Origin of the sequence: Acidovorax sp. (assembly GCF_046294525.1) — a bacterium.
Classification (GTDB): domain Bacteria; phylum Pseudomonadota; class Gammaproteobacteria; order Burkholderiales; family Burkholderiaceae_C; genus Acidovorax.
The window spans coordinates 41,720-57,984 of the sequence record NZ_JBKBKQ010000009.1 but is presented as its reverse complement, the minus strand read 5'-3'; the positions used below and the strand labels follow the sequence as shown (position 1 = coordinate 57,984).

The following is a 16,265-nucleotide window of genomic DNA, read 5'->3' as shown; positions in this document are numbered from 1 at the left end:
GAAACGCTATGCATTGAGTAGCTGCCAGCGCTTGATGGATAAGCGCTAGAGGCCAAAAACACTCAAAATCTCTAGCCCACAAAGCGGTGGCAAAAGTCCCAAAGTTTTACGATGGTCAGCCTCCGCACTCCCCCGCTCACGCCAAAAAGGATGAACCCATGGTGAAACGACGCACAGTGCTCCTCGGCGGCGCCGCAACAGCAGGTGCGCTGGTCATTGGCTGGGGCGTGATGCCGCCGCGCCAGCGCTTGCACCCGGCCAACCCGCTGCCCGCCGCGCCAGGCCATGCCGCGCTGAACGGCTGGGTCAAGGTGGGCACCGACAACACCGTGACGGTGATGATGGCCAAGTCCGAAATGGGCCAGGGCGCGCACACGGGCCTGGCCGCCATCCTGGCCGAAGAGCTGGACGCCGACTGGGCGCAGGTGCGGCTGGAGATGACGCCCATTGACGACATCTACAACAACCTGGCCACGGTGGTGGACGGCCTGCCCTTTCACCCCGACAACGATGGATCGATGAAAGCCGTGGCCGGCTGGCTGACGGCCAAGACGATGCGCGAGGTGGGTGTGATGATGACGGGCGGCTCCAGCAGCATCAAGGACCTGTGGCTGCCCATGCGCGAGGCTGGCGCCCATGCGCGCGCCATGCTGATCCGCGCTGCCGCTGCGCAGTGGGGCGTGCAGGCCACGGAATGCACGGCCAACGCAGGCTGGGTGGAACACACCGCAGGGCAGCGCGCCGCCTTTGGCGAACTGGCCGCCCTGGCCGCGCAGCAGCCCATGCCGGGCAAGGTCACGCTCAAGGAGCCCGCGCAGTTCAAGCTGATCGGCAAGCCACTGACGCGCATCGAGGCGCCGTCCAAACTCGACGGCACCGCCGTGTTTGGCATCGACGCCAACCCGCCCGGCCTGCTGCACGCCAGCCTGGTGATGTGCCCCACGCGCGGTGGCAAGGTGGCCCGCTTTGACGCGGCCGCCGCCCAGAAGCTGCCCGGCGTGAAGCACGTAGTGGAAGTGGCGCCCTACCACGGCGGCACGGGCGGCGTGGCGGTGATTGCCGACACGCCCTGGCACGCCAAAAAGGCCGCCGCCGCAGTCACCGTGGAATGGGACCACGGCCCCGCCGCCACCTTGTCGAGCGACACCGTGATGGCGCGCCTGGCGCAGGCGCTGGACGAAGCCAAAGGCTTTGGCTACCACAGCACAGGCGATGTGGACGTGGCCATGCAGAGCGCGGCCAGCACCATCACCGCCGACTACCGCGCCCCCTACCTGGCCCACGCCGCGCTGGAGCCGATCAACTGCACGGTGCAATTCAAGGACGGTGCCGCCACGGTGTGGACATCCACCCAGGTGCCGGGCCTGGCGCGCCGCGCGGCGGCCAAGGCGCTGGATATTGACGACGAGAAAGTGACCGTGCACCAGCTGCTGCTGGGTGGCGGCTTTGGCCGCAGGCTGGAGGCCGACTACGTGGCCCAGGCCGCCGCCATTGCCAAGGTAGCCGGTGGCGCACCCGTGCAAACCCTGTGGAGCCGCGAGCAGGACACGCAGCACGACTTCTACCGCCCAGCCTGCATGGCCCGCTTCAAGGCCGGGTTTGATGCACAAGGCCAACTGGTGGCATGGCACAACGTGTCGGTGGGCCAGGCCATCGTGCCGCAGGTGCTGGTGCGCACCTTTGGCCTCGCAGGCGCGGGGCCGGACAAGACCACGTCCGAAGGCGCGTTCGACCAGCCCTACGAATGGCCCCATGCGCGCATTGCGCACGAGATCGTCGACCTGCCACTGCCGGTGGGCTTCTGGCGCTCGGTCGGGCACTCGCACCAGGCATTCTTCAAAGAGAGTTTTGTGGACGAGGCGGCACACGCCGCCAAGACGGACCCGGTGGCGTTTCGCGCCGCACTGCTGCAAAAGCACCCGCGCCATCTCAAGGTGCTGCAAAAGGCTGCCGAGCTGGCCGGCTGGGGCCAGCCCCTGCCGCCCGATGCATCAGGGGTGCAGCGCGCGCGCGGCGTGGCACTCCACCAGTCGTTCGGCTCCATCGTCGCCCAGGTGGCCGAGGTGTCGGTGGGCGCCGACAAGGCCATCCGCGTGCACCGCGTGGTGTGCGTGATTGACTGCGGCGCGGCCATCAACCCCAACCTGATCGCGCAGCAGATGGAAAGCGGCGTGGTGTTTGGCCTCACGGCCGCGCTGTACGGCGAGATCACCCTGAAGGACGGGCAGGTGCAGCAGAGCAATTTTCACGACGTGCCACTGCTGCGCATGGCCGACTCCCCGCGTGTGGAGACGCACATCATCGACAGCGCCGAGCCGCCCGAAGGCGTGGGTGAGCCCGGCGTACCGCCAATTGCGCCGGCCGTGGCGAATGCGCTGTTTGCCCTGACCGGCCAGCGCCTGCGCGCCCTGCCCCTGAAACTCGCCTGACTGGATTGAAACCATGCCCACCACCCTGCGCATCAACGGTAAAGCCATTTCCGTCAACGCCGAACCCGACACCCCGCTGCTGTGGGTGCTGCGCGGCGAACTGCACATGAATGGCACCAAGTTTGGCTGCGGCATGGCGCTGTGCGGCGCCTGCACCGTACACCTGAACGGCGAGCCCGTGCGCGCCTGCATGACGCCCCTGGCGGCCGTGGGCGATGCCGATGTGACCACCATTGAGGGCCTGCAAGGCCCCGAAGCCAGGGCCCTGCGCGCGGCATGGACAGCGGTGGACGTGGCGCAATGTGGCTACTGCCAGAGCGGCCAGCTCATGTCGGCTTGCGCGCTGCTCAAGAAAACCCCCAGGCCCAGCGATGCGGACATTGATGCCGCCATGTCGGGCAACGCCTGCCGCTGCGGCACCTACCCACGCGTCCGGGCGGCCATCCACCAGGCTGCAGGGCAATAGCAGGGCAGAAAAAGCAAGGACGGGCGCGCCGCAGCGGGCACCGGGCAGAGGGGAGAGGCCCCCGCTTACCAGGCGCCGTCTGCGCCGCTGCCGGGGTTCGCCAGCACATGCACCGGCGTTGCAGCGTGTCCAGGGTTTGCACTGGCGTGGGAGCCGTTGTCGGCGCAGAACACGGTGTTGCGCCCGGCCTGCTTGGCGCGGTACAGCGCCTTGTCGGCGCGGTTCACCAGCGCTTCAAACTCCAGCCCCGAGCCTTGCTGCAGCGTGGCGACGCCGATGCTGACGGTGACTGCAATGCTGGCGCCCTCCTCGTCCACGGGCACTTTCATCGCCTCCACCTCCTGGCGCAGCGATTCGGCCGTGCGCAGCGCGGTCACGCTGTCGGTCTCTGGCAGCACGACGACGAATTCTTCGCCTCCAAAACGCGCCACGATGTCGCCGCTGCCGCGCTTGCGGGCCGCGCACGCCTGAGCCACGGCGCAGATCACGCGGTCGCCCGCCAGATGGCCCCATGCGTCGTTCACGGGCTTGAAATGGTCGATGTCCACCACCAGCACCGACAGCGAGTGGTCGAAGCGCTCCATGCGCTGGCATTCGTTGGCACCCAGTTCCATCAGCGCCCGGCGGTTGGACAGGCCCGTCAGCGCGTCGTTGGCGGCCAGTTGCTCCAGCGCGGTGTTCAGAGTCTGCAGCAGGCGGTTCTGCTCCATCAGCTGGCGATTGGCCTGGGCGATTTCGTCTTCTTTTTGCTTGCGGTCGTTGATGTTGAAGGTGACGCCGATCAGGCGCTTGCCCGGCGTGTCGCTGCTGCGGTCCATGATGCGGCCATAGTTGGCAAACCACACCCATTCGCCCGCCTTGGACCTCAGGCGGAATTCAGCGCGGTACTGCGGCGTGATGCCCGCCACATGGTCGGCCACCGCTTGGCGCACGATGTCGAGGTCGCCGGGGTGGAACAGGTTGTAGATTTCCTGCACGCCCGTCACGATCTCGTCTTCGGTAAAGCCCAGCTCCTGGAATGTCTTGGTGGCCTTGTGGGTGACTTGGCCGGTGACCAGATCGTTCTCCCACAGGTCCAGGCCCGCAGCCTCCAGCACCAGCGCAAGCCGCTCCTTGTTCAGATCGGGGGCATCGTCAAGCATGTCGGCAAACATCGGCGGCAGCGAGGGCGTCGGGGCAGAAGCAGGGCTGAGGCAAAGTGCGCAGCGTAGCAGGATGCGGGCGCTCAGGCCGAGGGCATGGCGCCCGCGTAGCCCATGTTGCGCAGCAGCGCGGCAAACGAGGCCACCACGCCCGGCGTGTTGTAGAGCTGTGGCGCGGCAGTCACGGCGATCACGCTCACCGTGCGGCCCGTGCTCTTGCCGGTGGTGGCATCAAAGTACAGCGCCAGGTCGTCGCTGGCGTTGGAAAAGCCCCGGCCCGTGCTTTCGGAGTAGTAGCAAATGGAGTCCGGAGCGATCACGTCGGGCACCATGCTGGCCGACGAATACATGATGAGGTTCTCGTTCAGGTTGTAGAGGTAATGCGTTTCGGTGCTCTGCGCCGGGTCGGGCGTGTTGTCGAGCCGGATGATCCCGGAGTCCAGCGACGCGCTGGAGGTGGATTGCGTGACCGCCGTCATGTAGAAGTTGGTGACCACGGCTCGGGCGGCCCGGCCCATGAGGCTGCTGATGGCGTCGCACACCGCGCTGGTGGACATGGGGGAGACCGCCTGCAGCATCTGCAGCCCCAGCGCCCGGGCCTGGGCCAGCGTGCCGGGGATGTAGTTGCCCGACAGCGCAAACCCGTTGCTGGCGTTGGACGGCCACATGGCAATGCCTGAATAGCCGCCAAATCCACCCACCACGCCGCCGGCCAGGGTCTCGACCTGCGCCGCCGTGGAAGCGCCCAACACGGCGGACTGGATGTTGGCGGATACGGAGGCATCGCTGGCCAGCGCAGCGGGGCACGGCGCGAGCTGCGGGTTGCCGGTGAACGTGGTCTGCGGCAGCTCGGGCACGGCGCGGCCGGCGCCGTCGCCATCCACCACCCACACGGTGCCGGGCGGCGCCATGGCTGCACCGATCAGCGGCACCAGGGAATTGATGGGACCAATCTCCACCGGAATCAGCGCACCAACGGGTGCCTGGGTGCTGGCCTGCAGCACCTGCAGGGTGTTGGCAATCGAGTTCTGGATGGCCGACAGGGTCAGCCCGTCGGCCGCGTCGGGCGAACCCATGATGGCCAGCACGCAGGCGTTGGTGGCGCCGTCGTAGTCGGCCACCTGCACCGTGCCCGCATAGCCCTGCTGGGCAAGCTCCTCCAGCACCGCGCAGGCGTCGCGGTAACTGCCGCCGCCGCCGCTGGCGAGCACAGCCGCACCCGTGGCAATCGCCTGGAAATCCGTCAACCCATAGCTCACCGCACCCATCACGCGCTCCCTCTCGCTTGGTCTACGTGGCACGATACCCGGCGCCCGGGCCTTGTCAAGCCACGCATCCCCCTGCAGCGTGGCGCTGAAAACCTGCTAGCGGCGGCGCCAATCCGCGCCGGGCACGCGCCCGCACCACCCGAGAACCACTCTGGTTTAGTGGGGCGCGTTCGCCTATGCTCTGCACAGCGCGCAATTTGCGCCCCGACCCACTTTGCCCCCGAACACCATGAGCCCACTCGAAAAAGCCCCCGTCTACGGCACCGAAGACCTTCTGATCAGCCTGTGCAACTCCGTCACCCGCGTGCTGGGCGTGGCGACGCACAGTCAGATCCACTACTCCGGCATGGTGCAGCGCATCAGCAAGACCTGCCTCAAGCCCGACATCGGCTGCTTTGTGCTGTTCGACGGCGGCTTCTCGGGCTTGGTGATCATCAATTTCTCGGGCCAGGCGGCCATGGAGCTGTACGCTAACTACCTGCTCAACATGGGCATGTCCAAGGACGATCTGGTCAGCTCGTACACCTCCGACGAGGTGAGCAACGTGATGGGCGAACTCATGAACCAGGTGGTGGGCGACTTCACCGGCAAGGTGCGGCGCGAGCTGCAGACCCACATCACGCAGAACCAGCCCAAGATGCTGGTGCTGAACAAACAAGTGCAGCTGAGCGTGGACGCCAACCTGGACAAGCCCGAAGCACGGCGCGTGACCTTCTATACCAGCAACAACAACATCTTCTATCTGGAACTGGCCATCGACCGCACCGAGTTCATCAAGCTCTACGACTTCGAAGCCCAAGAAGCCCCGGACCCCGACGCGCTGATGGCCCAGTCGCAAGAGGCGCCCCCCGTGCCCGCGCCCCCGCCTGCGGGGCAGGACGACACGGACGCACTGCTCAAGTCGCTGGGGATGTGATTCGGTCGCGTTGTGCTGGGCGGTACATCAAAATTGATAGCTGCCAGCGCATACCAGATAAGCGCTAGCGGCAATTTTTTCACCCAAACCCTCCACCTCAGCCACCCTGAACGCATCAGGGCAACCATCCAGCACCGTCCTACATCCATGCCCCCGCGTTGCCTACGGCCCTCCACCGCGGGCGGAATAGGCTGGGAAACACCCACTGTTGAAGGAACTCCCATGCCACGCGGAACCTGGAGCGCCAAGCGCGAGCGCCAATACGACCACATCAAGGACAGCCTGCTGGACCGCGGCAAGAGCGAAAGCACGGCCGAAGAGATTGCAGCGCGCACCGTGAACAAGGAGCGCGCCCAGCACGGCGAAGCCAAAGAGGCCAACCCCAAGACGCTGAAAGACACGCCCGCTCCGGTGCGCGGCGGCAGGCGATCGCACCAAGGCGCACAAGGGCGGACACGCGAGCAGCTATATGAAGACGCCAAACGCAAGGGGATTGCCGGGCGGTCGAAGATGAACAAGGCGCAGCTGGAAAAGGCTGTGGGGCGCTAACCGGTTTGGAACACCGCAGCTGCGGCTCCGCACCGATGCGGCCGTGGCGATTGAAGGCGGCTCAGCCCTCAAACTGCGGGTGCAGCTGCCGGATGCGGTTCATGGCCATCGCCGCCGCTGCGGTGCGTGTTTCCACCCCCAGTTTTGCGAACACGCGCTCCAGGTGTTTCTTCACCGTGGCGGGGCTGGCACCCAGGATGTCGCCGATGTCGCGGTTGATCTTGCCCTTGACCACCCAGTAGAGCACCTCGGCCTCGCGCGCAGTGAGCTTGAAGGACAGGCTCATGGATTCGATGATCTTGGCGTCCGACACCTCGCGCATCACGATGAGCCAGTCGCCACCGCCAGCGCTGTCGCCCGCTTGCTGGTGCAGGCGGAAAGTGAGGCGGCGCGCGCCCTGCTCCACGGCCAGGCGCGGCGGTTCAGCCAGCGATGCGGCCAGCAACTCGGCGGCGTTGTCGGCCAGCACGTGGCGGCGCAGCCAGGCCTGCACTGGCTCGGGCGCCCATTGGCCAAAGGCGGTGGGCGCGCCATCGGGGCCCACCTCGCCAAAGTAGCTTTGCAGCAGCTCGCGCGCCAGCGGGGTCTGCCACACGATGCGGCCGTCCACCGCGCGCACGGTGATGCTGGCGTAGCCAAAGGCATCGAGCGCGTTGCGCGCCTCGCGCGCCTGGCGGGCGTCCTGCCGGGCCTTGCGCGCTGCGCCCAGGTGCACGCCCATGCGCGCCATCACCTCGCGTGGCTTGATGGGCTTGGTGACGTAGTCCACGCCCCCCGCCTCCAGCGCGGCCACCAGATGTTCTGTTTCGGTCAGGCCGGTCATGAAGATGATGGGAATGTGCGCGGTGGCGGGCGATGCCTTGAGGCGCCGGGCGACTTCAAAGCCGTCCATGCCGGGCATCATGGCGTCGAGCAAAACAATGTCGGGCAGGGCCTGCGCGGCGCGCTGCAGGGCGGCCTCGCCATGCGTGGCGACCAGCACGGTGTAGCCCGATTCGTCCAGCGCGTCGTGCAGCACGGCCAGGTTGTCGGGCACGTCGTCCACGATCAGCACCACGTCACTGTCGCTGCGGTCCAGCGCGGCCAGCGCGGGGGTTGCCGGGGTGGAAGGAGGCAAGGTCGCGGTCATGGGGGTGGTGCTCATCGTCACGAGGGGGCCTGCTCCAGGATCTGGCCCATGGCGTCGAACTGGAACTCGCGCGCCATCTGGCGCATGGTGTGCACAAACGCCCGGTGGGTGGGCTGGCTGCGTTCGATCTCGTCCAGGGTGTTGAGGATGCCCCGGTAGTAGCCCAGCGCCACGGCTTGGGCCAGCGCGGCCAGGGCGGCGGCGTTGGGGTAGCTCAATGGCTCGGCCGTGGGGAATGCCGGGTGCGGGGGCTGCGGGGCTGTAGGCTGCGCCAGCGCATCGCCCTCGTACCACCATTGCAGCCCCAGGCGGCGCTCCAGCCAGTCCAGCAGCTCGGTGTGGCGCACGGGCTTGACGATGAAATCGTCGGGGCGGATGTCCACGTCGTTGTCCAGCGCCTTGTCGAACGCATTGGCGGAGACGATGGCGCAAGAAATGGAGTGCCCCCACGCTCCGCACTCCGTGTCGTCGCTGCCCCCCGAGGGGGCCCCATCCGGCTTGGGGCGGCCCGGCGCCGGACGGACACCCGCAAGGTGCATCTGCCGCACCCGCCGCAGCGTCTCCCAGCCGTCGATGCCCGGCATGGCCAGGTCCATGAAGATGGCATGCGGCCGGTAACCGGCGGCCAGCAGGTCCAGCGCATCGTGGCCGCTGGCGGCCTGGCGCAGCTCGAAGCCCAGGGGTTCGAGCAACTGCACCAGCAGCTCGCGGTCGGGTTCTTCGTTGTCCACCACCAGGATGCGGCGGCGCTCTCCAAGGTAGCCCTTGCGGGCGCGCCGGGCCTGCGCGGTCACCGGAGCTGCGGCCTTGCCCAGGGCCTCGGTATGCACCTCGGGCAGAAACAGCTTGACCTGGAACACCGAGCCCTGGCCCGGGGTGCTGCTCACCGTCAGCTCGCCGCCCATGAGCGCAGTGAGCATCTTGGCGATGGTGAGCCCCAACCCCGCGCCGGGGGCCGAGGGCGCACCGGCCGAACCGCCGCGCGCAAAGGGCTCGAAGATGCGCTCGATCTCGCCGGGCGTGAGGCCCGGCCCCGTGTCCTGCACCTCGATGCGCGCCATCTCGCGCGCATAGCGCACGCGGAGCGTCACAGTGCCGTGTGCGGTGAACTTGACGGCGTTACCCAGCAGGTTGATGAGGATCTGGCGCAGGCGTTTGTCGTCGGCACGCACGACTTCCGGAATCACCCCCTGCACATCAAACGTGAACGCCAAGCCCTTGGCAGCGGCCTGCAGCTCGAACAAAGCGGCCATCTCATGCAAGCCGTCGGCAAAGCGCATGGGCGCGACATCGAGCGTGAGCTTGCCCGATTCGATGCGCGCGATGTCCAGCGTGCCTTCGATCAGCGACAACAAATGTTCGCCGCCGCGCCGGATCACATGCACCGCCTGCTTGCGGTGCGGCGGCACGCCCGCGTCTTCCCCCATCAGCTGCGCGTAGCCCAGGATGGAATTGAGCGGCGTGCGGATCTCATGGCTGATGGCGCTGATGTAGCGGCTCTTGGCCTGGTTGGCCTGGTCGGCCAGGGCCCGCGCGGCCTCGGCCTGCTGGCGGGCCTGCTCGGCCACACTGCGCGCGGTCTGCAGCGCCTCGTCGGTCTGGCGGTGCAACTCGATCTCGCGCACCAAGAGGCCCGTCTGGCGGTTGGATTCTTCCTGCGCCACCTGGCGGCTCTTGTGCGCCAGCACCAGCCACCAGGCCACGATGCCCGAGATGACCAGCAGCGCCAGATACGCCTTGAGCAGGCCCGAGCGCAAGGCCACCTCGGGCGCGGCCGCCACTTCAGTGTCCGTCATGGCCTGGGCAATGGTGTTCAGCTCCTGGTGGTAGAGCAGCCCCATCACGGCCGCGAGCAGCGGCGCAATCACCAGCATCAGCAGCAGGAAGTGGCCCAGGCCCGTGTCCAGGTAGCGCCAGATGGCACGCGGCAGCACCCAGCGCAGCGCGGCCGACCATTGCACGGCCATGCTCGCATGCGGCTTGCACAGGTCGCCGCAGCGCGCGTCCAGCGTGCAGCACAGCGAGCAGATGGCACCCCGGTAAGCCGGGCACTGCGCCATGTCGGGGGCCTCGTACTCGCGCTCGCAGATCACGCAGCGCTGCACCGTGAGGCGCTGGTAGCTGCCCAGGTCGGCCGCCCGGGCGCCGGGCACAGGGCCCTGCATGGGCACGGCCACTGGCTCGGGCACCGGATGGCTCTGGCGTGCGATGTAGTACTTGCCCCGAGTGGCCCAGGCGATCAGCGGCGCAGTCACAAAGGCCACGGCCATCGCGATGACGGCCGAGAACGCCTGCGGCAGCGGGCCGAACAGCCCCAGGTGGGCGCTGATGGACACGACGGACGCCAGCGCCATCGCGCCCACGCCCACCGGGTTGATGTCGTACAGGTGCGCACGCTTGAACTCGATGCCCTTGGGCGACAGGCCCAGCGGCTTGTTGATGACCAGATCGGCCACCACCGACATGATCCAGGCGATGGCGATGTTGGAGTACAGCCCCAGCACCTCACCCATGGCGCGGAACACGTTCATCTCCATCAGCATGAAGGCGATCAGCGTGTTGAACACCACCCACACCACCCGCCCCGGGTGGCTGTGGGTGAGGCGCGAGAAGAAGTTGGACCAGGCCAGCGACCCCGCGTAGGCATTGGTCACATTGATCTTCATCTGCGACACCACCACAAACAGCGCCGTGGCCGCCACCGCCCAGCCGTAGTGCGGGAACACATATTCGTACGCCACCAGGTACATCTGGTTCGGGTCCACCGCACGCTCGGTGGGCACCATGTGCTTGAGGGCCAGCCAGGCCAGCAGTGCGCCGCCCAGCATCTTGAGCACGCCCAGCACCACCCAGCCCGGCCCGCCCACCAGCACGCCCAGCCACCAGCGCCCGCGCGTGGTGGCGGTGCGGGCGGGCATGAAACGCAGGTAGTCGGCCTGCTCCCCCATCTGGGTAATGAGTGCAATACCCACGGTGAGTGCCGCACCAAACAAGGGCAGCTGGAACGTGGCACCGCGCGTCGATTCACCACCATAGTGCACAACGCCCGAGAATGCACCAGGATCGCGCATCAGCACATACACAAATGGCACCACCAGCATCACCAGCCACAGCGGTTGCGTCCACACCTGCAGGCGGCTGATGGCCGACACGCCGTGGGTGACCAGCGGAATCACCACAATGGCGCAGATCAGGTAGCCCCAGGTGGGCGGGATGTCGAGCGCCAGTTCCAGCGCGTAGGCCATCACGGCGGCTTCGAGTGCAAAGAAGATGAAAGTGAAGCTCGCGTAGATCAGCGAGGTGAGCGTAGAGCCGATGTAGCCAAAGCCCGCGCCGCGCGTGAGCAGATCCATGTCCACCCCATAGCGCGCGGCATAGACGCTGATGGGCAACCCCGCCAGAAAGATGATGAGCCCCGTGGCCACGATGGCCCAGAAGGCGTTGATGAAGCCGTACTGCACCAGCAGCGTGGCGCCCACGGCTTCGAGGATCAGGAACGAGGCCGCGCCGAACGCGGTGTTGGCCACGCGCCATTCAGACCATTTGCGAAAGCGCTGGGGGGTGTAGCGCAGCGCGTAGTCCTCCATGGTCTCGGTGGCCACCCAACTGTTGTAGTCGCGCCGGACCTTGACCACCTGCTGCGGCGCCTGCGCGTCGGCATCGGTCCCCAACGCGGGCGCCGAGGTCACATCGGGCGGTGCAAGGGAGGCAGTGGTGGGGGGCATGGGCAAGGGGGATGGAAGCCCTTGCAAGTGCAGTTTCCATGCCACCGGCGCCTTCGGCGCCCCGCTCGTCTTCGCCCTCTGGCGTATGGCGGGCACGGGGCTTGCTGCCTATGATGAATCCACTACCCTGAAGACCGCATGGCCATCGATGACGATTGCCCCGTGTGTCCGGCCTGGACAACCCGCTACACGAGCCCACCTCTCCTTACATTGAGCAGAACGACATGGAACTGACCCCTCGTGTTCGACCGCCTCGGCGGTCGCGCGAGCTATTGACCCCAGCTTTGAGTGAAACGAAATGGAATTAACTCCTCGCGAAAAAGACAAGCTGCTGATCTTCACCGCCGCCTTGCTGGCCGAGCGCCGCAAGGCCCGGGGGCTGAAGCTCAACTACCCCGAGGCCGTGGCCCTGATCAGCGCCGCCGTGATGGAAGGCGCCCGCGACGGCAAGACCGTGGCGCAGCTCATGAGCGAAGGCCGCACCGTGCTGACCCGCGCCGATGTGATGGAGGGCATCGCCGAGATGATTCCGGACATCCAGGTCGAAGCCACCTTCCCCGACGGCACGAAGCTCGTCACCGTGCACCAGCCGATCGTCTGACCCCTTTTCTCTCTTCTCCGTGGAGCCCCCATGCGCATCGCCCTCTCACACCGCCACACAGCCGCTCTTCTTTTCATAGCTGCCAGCGCAATCAGCACAGGCGCCAGCGCCCATACAGGTGCTGAATCCCACATCCACAACAGCTTTTTGAGCGGCTTTGCCCACCCCCTGTTCGGCCTGGACCACCTGGCCGCGATGGTGGCCGTGGGCCTGTGGAGCGCCCTGGCCGCGCGCAGCGCCGGGCGCGATCTGCTGTGGGGCCCCGTGGGCTTTGCAGCCATGCTGCTGGTGGGAGCCGTGCTGGGCCTGCAGGGCGTGGCGCTGCCTGCGGTGGAGCCCATGATTGCCGCGTCGCTGCTGGTCACGGGCCTGCTGGTCGTATCGCGCCTGCGCGTGCCCGGCCTGGTGGCGGCGCTGGGTGTAGGCGTGTTCGCCGTGTTCCATGGCGTGGCCCACGGCCATGAGCTGGCGGGCAGCGACAGTGCCTGGTTGACCCTGGCAGGCATGCTGACCGCCACCGTGCTGCTGCACAGCGCGGGCCTGGCGGCAGGCTGGGCGCTGCGCCACCGCCATGTGTGGCTGGCCCGCGCGGCTGGTGCAGGTGTTGCGGCGTTTGGTGGCGTGCTGCTGGCGCAAATGGCCTGAGCCTTCCTTCCAAGGAGCCTTCATGATCCCCGGCGAACTCATCACCGAACCCGGCGAGCACGCGCTCAACACCGGCCGCCGCACGCTCACCATCGTCGTGCGCAACACGGGCGACCGCCCCATCCAGGTCGGCTCGCACTACCACTTTGCCGAGACCAACAACGCCCTGGGCTTTGACCGCGCCGCCGCGCGCGGCATGCGGCTGAACATTGCATCCGGCACGGCCGTGCGCTTCGAGCCCGGCCAGGAGCGCACCGTGGAGCTGGTGGACTACGCGGGCGACCGCAAGGTGTTCGGTTTTCAGGGCCTGACGCAGGGCGCGCTGTAAAAACTTCAAGCCAAAACAGCCTATCTCGCGCATCCCACAAGCGTTAGCAGCTATCAAAAACAGAGTAACCAGTTCTCGCGGAGCACCCTCACCATGGCAACCATTGGACGACGCGCCTATGCCGAAATGTTCGGCCCCACGGTGGGCGACCGCCTGCGCCTGGCCGACACCGACCTCATCCTGGAGGTGGAGGCCGATTACACCCTGCGCGCGGGCAGCTATGGCGAAGAAGTGAAGTTTGGCGGCGGCAAGACCATCCGCGACGGCATGGCGCAAAGCCAGCGCAGCAATGCCAGCGGCGCCGTAGACACCGTGCTGACCAACGCGCTCATCATCGACCACACCGGCATCGTCAAGGCCGACATCGGTCTGCGCGCAGGCCGCATCGCCGCCATCGGCAAGGCGGGCAACCCCGACGTGCAGCCGGGCGTGGACATCGTCATCGGCCCCGGCACCGAGGTCATCAGCTGCGAGGGCAACATCGTCACCGCAGGCGGCATCGACAGCCACATCCACTTCATCTGCCCGCAGCAGATCGAAGAGGCCCTGGCCAGCGGCGTGACCACCATGCTGGGCGGCGGCACCGGCCCTGCCACGGGCACGCTGGCCACCACCTGCACCTCCGGCCCCTTCAACATGGAGCGCATGCTGCAGGCAGCCGACGCGTTCCCCATGAACCTGGGCTTTTTGGGCAAGGGCAACGCCAGCTTGCCCGATGCGCTGCACGAGCAGATCAACGCGGGCGCCATCGGCCTCAAGCTGCACGAAGACTGGGGCACCACGCCCTCGGCCATCAGCAACTGTTTGGATGTGGCCGACGAGACCGACACGCAGGTCGCCATCCACTCTGACACGCTCAACGAATCGGGTTTTGTGGAGAACACCATCGCCGCCGTGGCCGGGCGCGGCATCTGCGCCTTCCACACCGAAGGCGCGGGCGGCGGGCACGCCCCCGACATCCTGCGCGTGGTGGGCGAGGACAACTTCCTGCCCAGCTCCACCAACCCCACGATGCCGTACACGCACAACACGCTGGATGAGCATGTGGACATGCTCATGGTGTGCCACCACCTCGATGCCAGCATTGCCGAAGACCTGGCCTTTGCCGAAAGCCGCATTCGCAAGGAAACCATCGCCGCCGAAGACATCCTGCACGACCTGGGCGCCATCAGCATGATGTCGAGCGACAGCCAGGCCATGGGCCGCGTGGGCGAGGTCATCCTGCGCACCTGGCAGACCGCGCACAAGATGAAGGTGCAGCGCGGAAGCCTGCAAGGCGACAGCGCCCGTAACGACAACACGCGCATCAAGCGCTACGTGGCCAAGTACACCATCAACCCCGCCATTGCCCACGGCATCGCCCACGAGGTGGGCTCGCTCGAAGTCGGCAAGTGGGCCGACATCGTGATCTGGAAGCCCGCGTTCTTCGGCGTGAAGCCCGCGCTCATCCTGAAGGGCGGCCTGATCGCCATGGCCGCGATGGGTGACCCGAATGCGTCCATCCCCACACCCCAGCCCGTGCACTACCGGCCCATGTTCGGCGCGTTTGGCGGGGCTATTGCCAAGACCTCGCTCACCTTTGTGTCGCAAGCAGGTCTGAACGCAGGCATTGGCGAACGCTTCGGCCTGCGCAAACAGCTCAGCGCGGTGCGCAACATCCGAGGCGTGCGCAAACAGCACATGGTGCACAACAGCTACACGCCCAAGATGGAGGTGGACGCACAAACCTACACCGTGCGCGCCGACGGCCAACTGCTCACCTGCGAGCCCGCCACCGTGCTGCCCATGGCGCAGCGGTACTTCCTGTTCTGAGATTCAAACCAACGATGAGCACCTTGCTGGACAGCCTCTCCCTGCGCCTGGACGACCTGAGCGACGCGCGCATCGCAGCCTTCATGGAAGAGCACCTGCAGGACATGCGCGCCACCTCGCCGCCCGAGAGCGTGCACGCGCTGGACATGAACCAGCTGCGCCGCCCCGAGATCCGTTTCTGGACGGCCTGGCTGCCGGACGACACCGCACCCGCGCCCGGCCGGCTGGTGGGCACGGGCGCCCTCAAGCACCTGAGCGCCGAGCACGCCGAACTCAAATCCATGCGCAGCGCCGGGTCGGTGCGCGGCCTGGGCGTGGGCCGCGCCATCCTCGAGCACATCCTGGGCCAGGCCGTCGACCTGGGCTACCAGCGCGTCAGCCTGGAGACCGGCAGCCAGCCGTTTTTTGAGCCTGCCTACCAGCTGTACCGCCGCTACGGCTTTACCGACTGCGAGCCCTTTGGCAGCTATGTGCCAGACCCCCACAGCCGCTTCATGACACGGGTGCTTTGAACGCCCGGCACAGCCGCGCCGAGCGGCAGGCGGACAATGCCGCTTTCGCCTCCGTGACGCAACGTCCCCAGCTACTTCCATGATTCAAGTTTCCAAACTCCTCCCCCAAGGCCAGGGGCTCGCCCCCGTACTTCTCAAGCGTGCCGCCACCGTCGAACTCGACTGGGACGTGCGCCAGAAAAGCCGCTTTGCGGCCACCGACTCGGCCGGCCGCGAACTGGGTATCTTTTTGCCCCGCGGCACGCTGGTGCGCGGCGGCGACGTGCTGGTGGCCGAGGACGGCTCGCTGGTGCGCGTGGTGGCCGCGCCCCAGCCCGTGCTGGTCATCACCCACTGCAAAAGCCACGGCACGCCGTTTGACCTGACCCGCGCCGCCTACCACCTGGGCAACCGCCACGTGCCGATCGAGCTGCAGCCCGACCACCTCAAGATCGAGCCCGACCACGTGCTGGCCGACATGCTGCGCTCCATGCATCTCATCGTGACGGAGCAGAACCTGGCGTTTGAACCCGAAGGCGGCGCCTACGCATCGGGGCATGGTGGTGGACACAGCCATTGGGAGCACGACCAGCACCATGGTCACGACCACGGCCATTCACACGACCATGGGCACAGCCACGAACACAGCCATGCAGCCGCCTCCGCGGCAACCCTGGCCCGTGGGCGCACCGTGTCGATCCCCGTGGTCGCCCAAGGGCATGTGCACGGCCCCGGCTGCAACCACGACCACTGACTCCCCGCTC

14 protein-coding genes are annotated in these 16,265 nt (G+C 67.0%); 10 read left to right on the top strand and 4 right to left on the bottom strand.

The genetic code is table 11. From position 1 onward, the window contains the following. The first annotated feature begins 158 nt into the window (after window positions 1-158). Window positions 159-2,429: a molybdopterin cofactor-binding domain-containing protein gene (locus tag ACK4HJ_RS10765; protein ID WP_409830995.1), complete on the top strand. Its 2,271-nt coding sequence runs from the start codon at window positions 159-161 to the stop codon at window positions 2,427-2,429. A 13-nt stretch (window positions 2,430-2,442) separates the two neighbouring features. Continuing rightward, entirely contained in the window at window positions 2,443-2,895 is a 453-nt protein-coding gene (locus ACK4HJ_RS10760) for a (2Fe-2S)-binding protein (protein ID WP_409830992.1), read from the top strand. Window positions 2,896-2,960: 65 nt separating this feature from the next. Here the strand turns inward: ACK4HJ_RS10760 and ACK4HJ_RS10755 are convergent, their stop codons facing one another. Together ACK4HJ_RS10755 and ACK4HJ_RS10750 are read right to left on the bottom strand one after the other, a co-directional pair. Beyond that, on the bottom strand, window positions 2,961-4,037 hold the full coding sequence (locus ACK4HJ_RS10755; RefSeq protein ID WP_409830989.1) for a sensor domain-containing diguanylate cyclase: 1,077 nt from the start codon (window positions 4,035-4,037) through the stop codon (window positions 2,961-2,963). 83 nt (window positions 4,038-4,120) lie between these two features. Further along, window positions 4,121-5,338, bottom strand: a complete 1,218-nt coding sequence (locus ACK4HJ_RS10750) for a DUF917 family protein (protein ID WP_409830987.1) — start codon at window positions 5,336-5,338, stop codon at window positions 4,121-4,123. A 196-nt stretch (window positions 5,339-5,534) separates the two neighbouring features. Between ACK4HJ_RS10750 and ACK4HJ_RS10745 the strand changes: the two genes are divergently transcribed. Both ACK4HJ_RS10745 and ACK4HJ_RS10740 read left to right on the top strand, forming a co-directional pair. Further along, window positions 5,535-6,221 (top strand): DUF3334 family protein, encoded by a 687-nt coding sequence (locus ACK4HJ_RS10745; RefSeq protein ID WP_409830984.1) that lies wholly within the window; start codon window positions 5,535-5,537, stop codon window positions 6,219-6,221. Between the two features lie 222 nt (window positions 6,222-6,443). Continuing rightward, window positions 6,444-6,770 carry a plasmid stabilization protein gene (locus ACK4HJ_RS10740; protein ID WP_409830982.1) on the top strand — a complete coding sequence of 109 codons (327 nt, stop codon included), beginning with the start codon at window positions 6,444-6,446 and terminating at the stop codon, window positions 6,768-6,770. Between the two features lie 61 nt (window positions 6,771-6,831). On the opposite strand, the gene ACK4HJ_RS10735 is transcribed toward ACK4HJ_RS10740, so the two are convergent. Together ACK4HJ_RS10735 and ACK4HJ_RS10730 are read right to left on the bottom strand one after the other, a co-directional pair. Beyond that, entirely contained in the window at window positions 6,832-7,899 is a 1,068-nt protein-coding gene (locus ACK4HJ_RS10735) for a response regulator (protein WP_409830979.1), read from the bottom strand. Between the two features lie 17 nt (window positions 7,900-7,916). Further along, window positions 7,917-11,624: an ATP-binding protein gene (locus tag ACK4HJ_RS10730; protein ID WP_409830977.1), complete on the bottom strand. Its 3,708-nt coding sequence runs from the start codon at window positions 11,622-11,624 to the stop codon at window positions 7,917-7,919. 298 nt (window positions 11,625-11,922) lie between these two features. Here ACK4HJ_RS10730 and ACK4HJ_RS10725 point away from each other — a divergent pair, with 298 nt between their 5' ends. From ACK4HJ_RS10725 to ureE, 6 genes are all read left to right on the top strand, one after another. Continuing rightward, a complete protein-coding gene (locus ACK4HJ_RS10725; protein ID WP_044397060.1) occupies window positions 11,923-12,225 on the top strand; it encodes an urease subunit gamma in 303 nt (100 codons plus the stop codon). A 30-nt stretch (window positions 12,226-12,255) separates the two neighbouring features. Further along, window positions 12,256-12,870: a HupE/UreJ family protein gene (locus ACK4HJ_RS10720; protein ID WP_409830975.1), complete on the top strand. Its 615-nt coding sequence runs from the start codon at window positions 12,256-12,258 to the stop codon at window positions 12,868-12,870. A gap of 22 nt (window positions 12,871-12,892) precedes the next feature. After that, window positions 12,893-13,198: an urease subunit beta gene (locus ACK4HJ_RS10715; RefSeq protein WP_094286755.1), complete on the top strand. Its 306-nt coding sequence runs from the start codon at window positions 12,893-12,895 to the stop codon at window positions 13,196-13,198. Window positions 13,199-13,291: 93 nt separating this feature from the next. After that, window positions 13,292-15,010 carry an urease subunit alpha gene (ureC, locus tag ACK4HJ_RS10710; RefSeq protein WP_409830971.1) on the top strand — a complete coding sequence of 573 codons (1,719 nt, stop codon included), beginning with the start codon at window positions 13,292-13,294 and terminating at the stop codon, window positions 15,008-15,010. Window positions 15,011-15,024: 14 nt separating this feature from the next. Beyond that, the gene (locus tag ACK4HJ_RS10705; protein WP_409830969.1) at window positions 15,025-15,522 is read left to right on the top strand and encodes a GNAT family N-acetyltransferase; all 498 of its coding nucleotides are present in this window, start codon (window positions 15,025-15,027) and stop codon (window positions 15,520-15,522) included. A gap of 79 nt (window positions 15,523-15,601) precedes the next feature. Further along, entirely contained in the window at window positions 15,602-16,255 is a 654-nt protein-coding gene (ureE, locus tag ACK4HJ_RS10700) for an urease accessory protein UreE (RefSeq protein WP_409830966.1), read from the top strand. Window positions 16,256-16,265 lie beyond the last annotated feature (10 nt).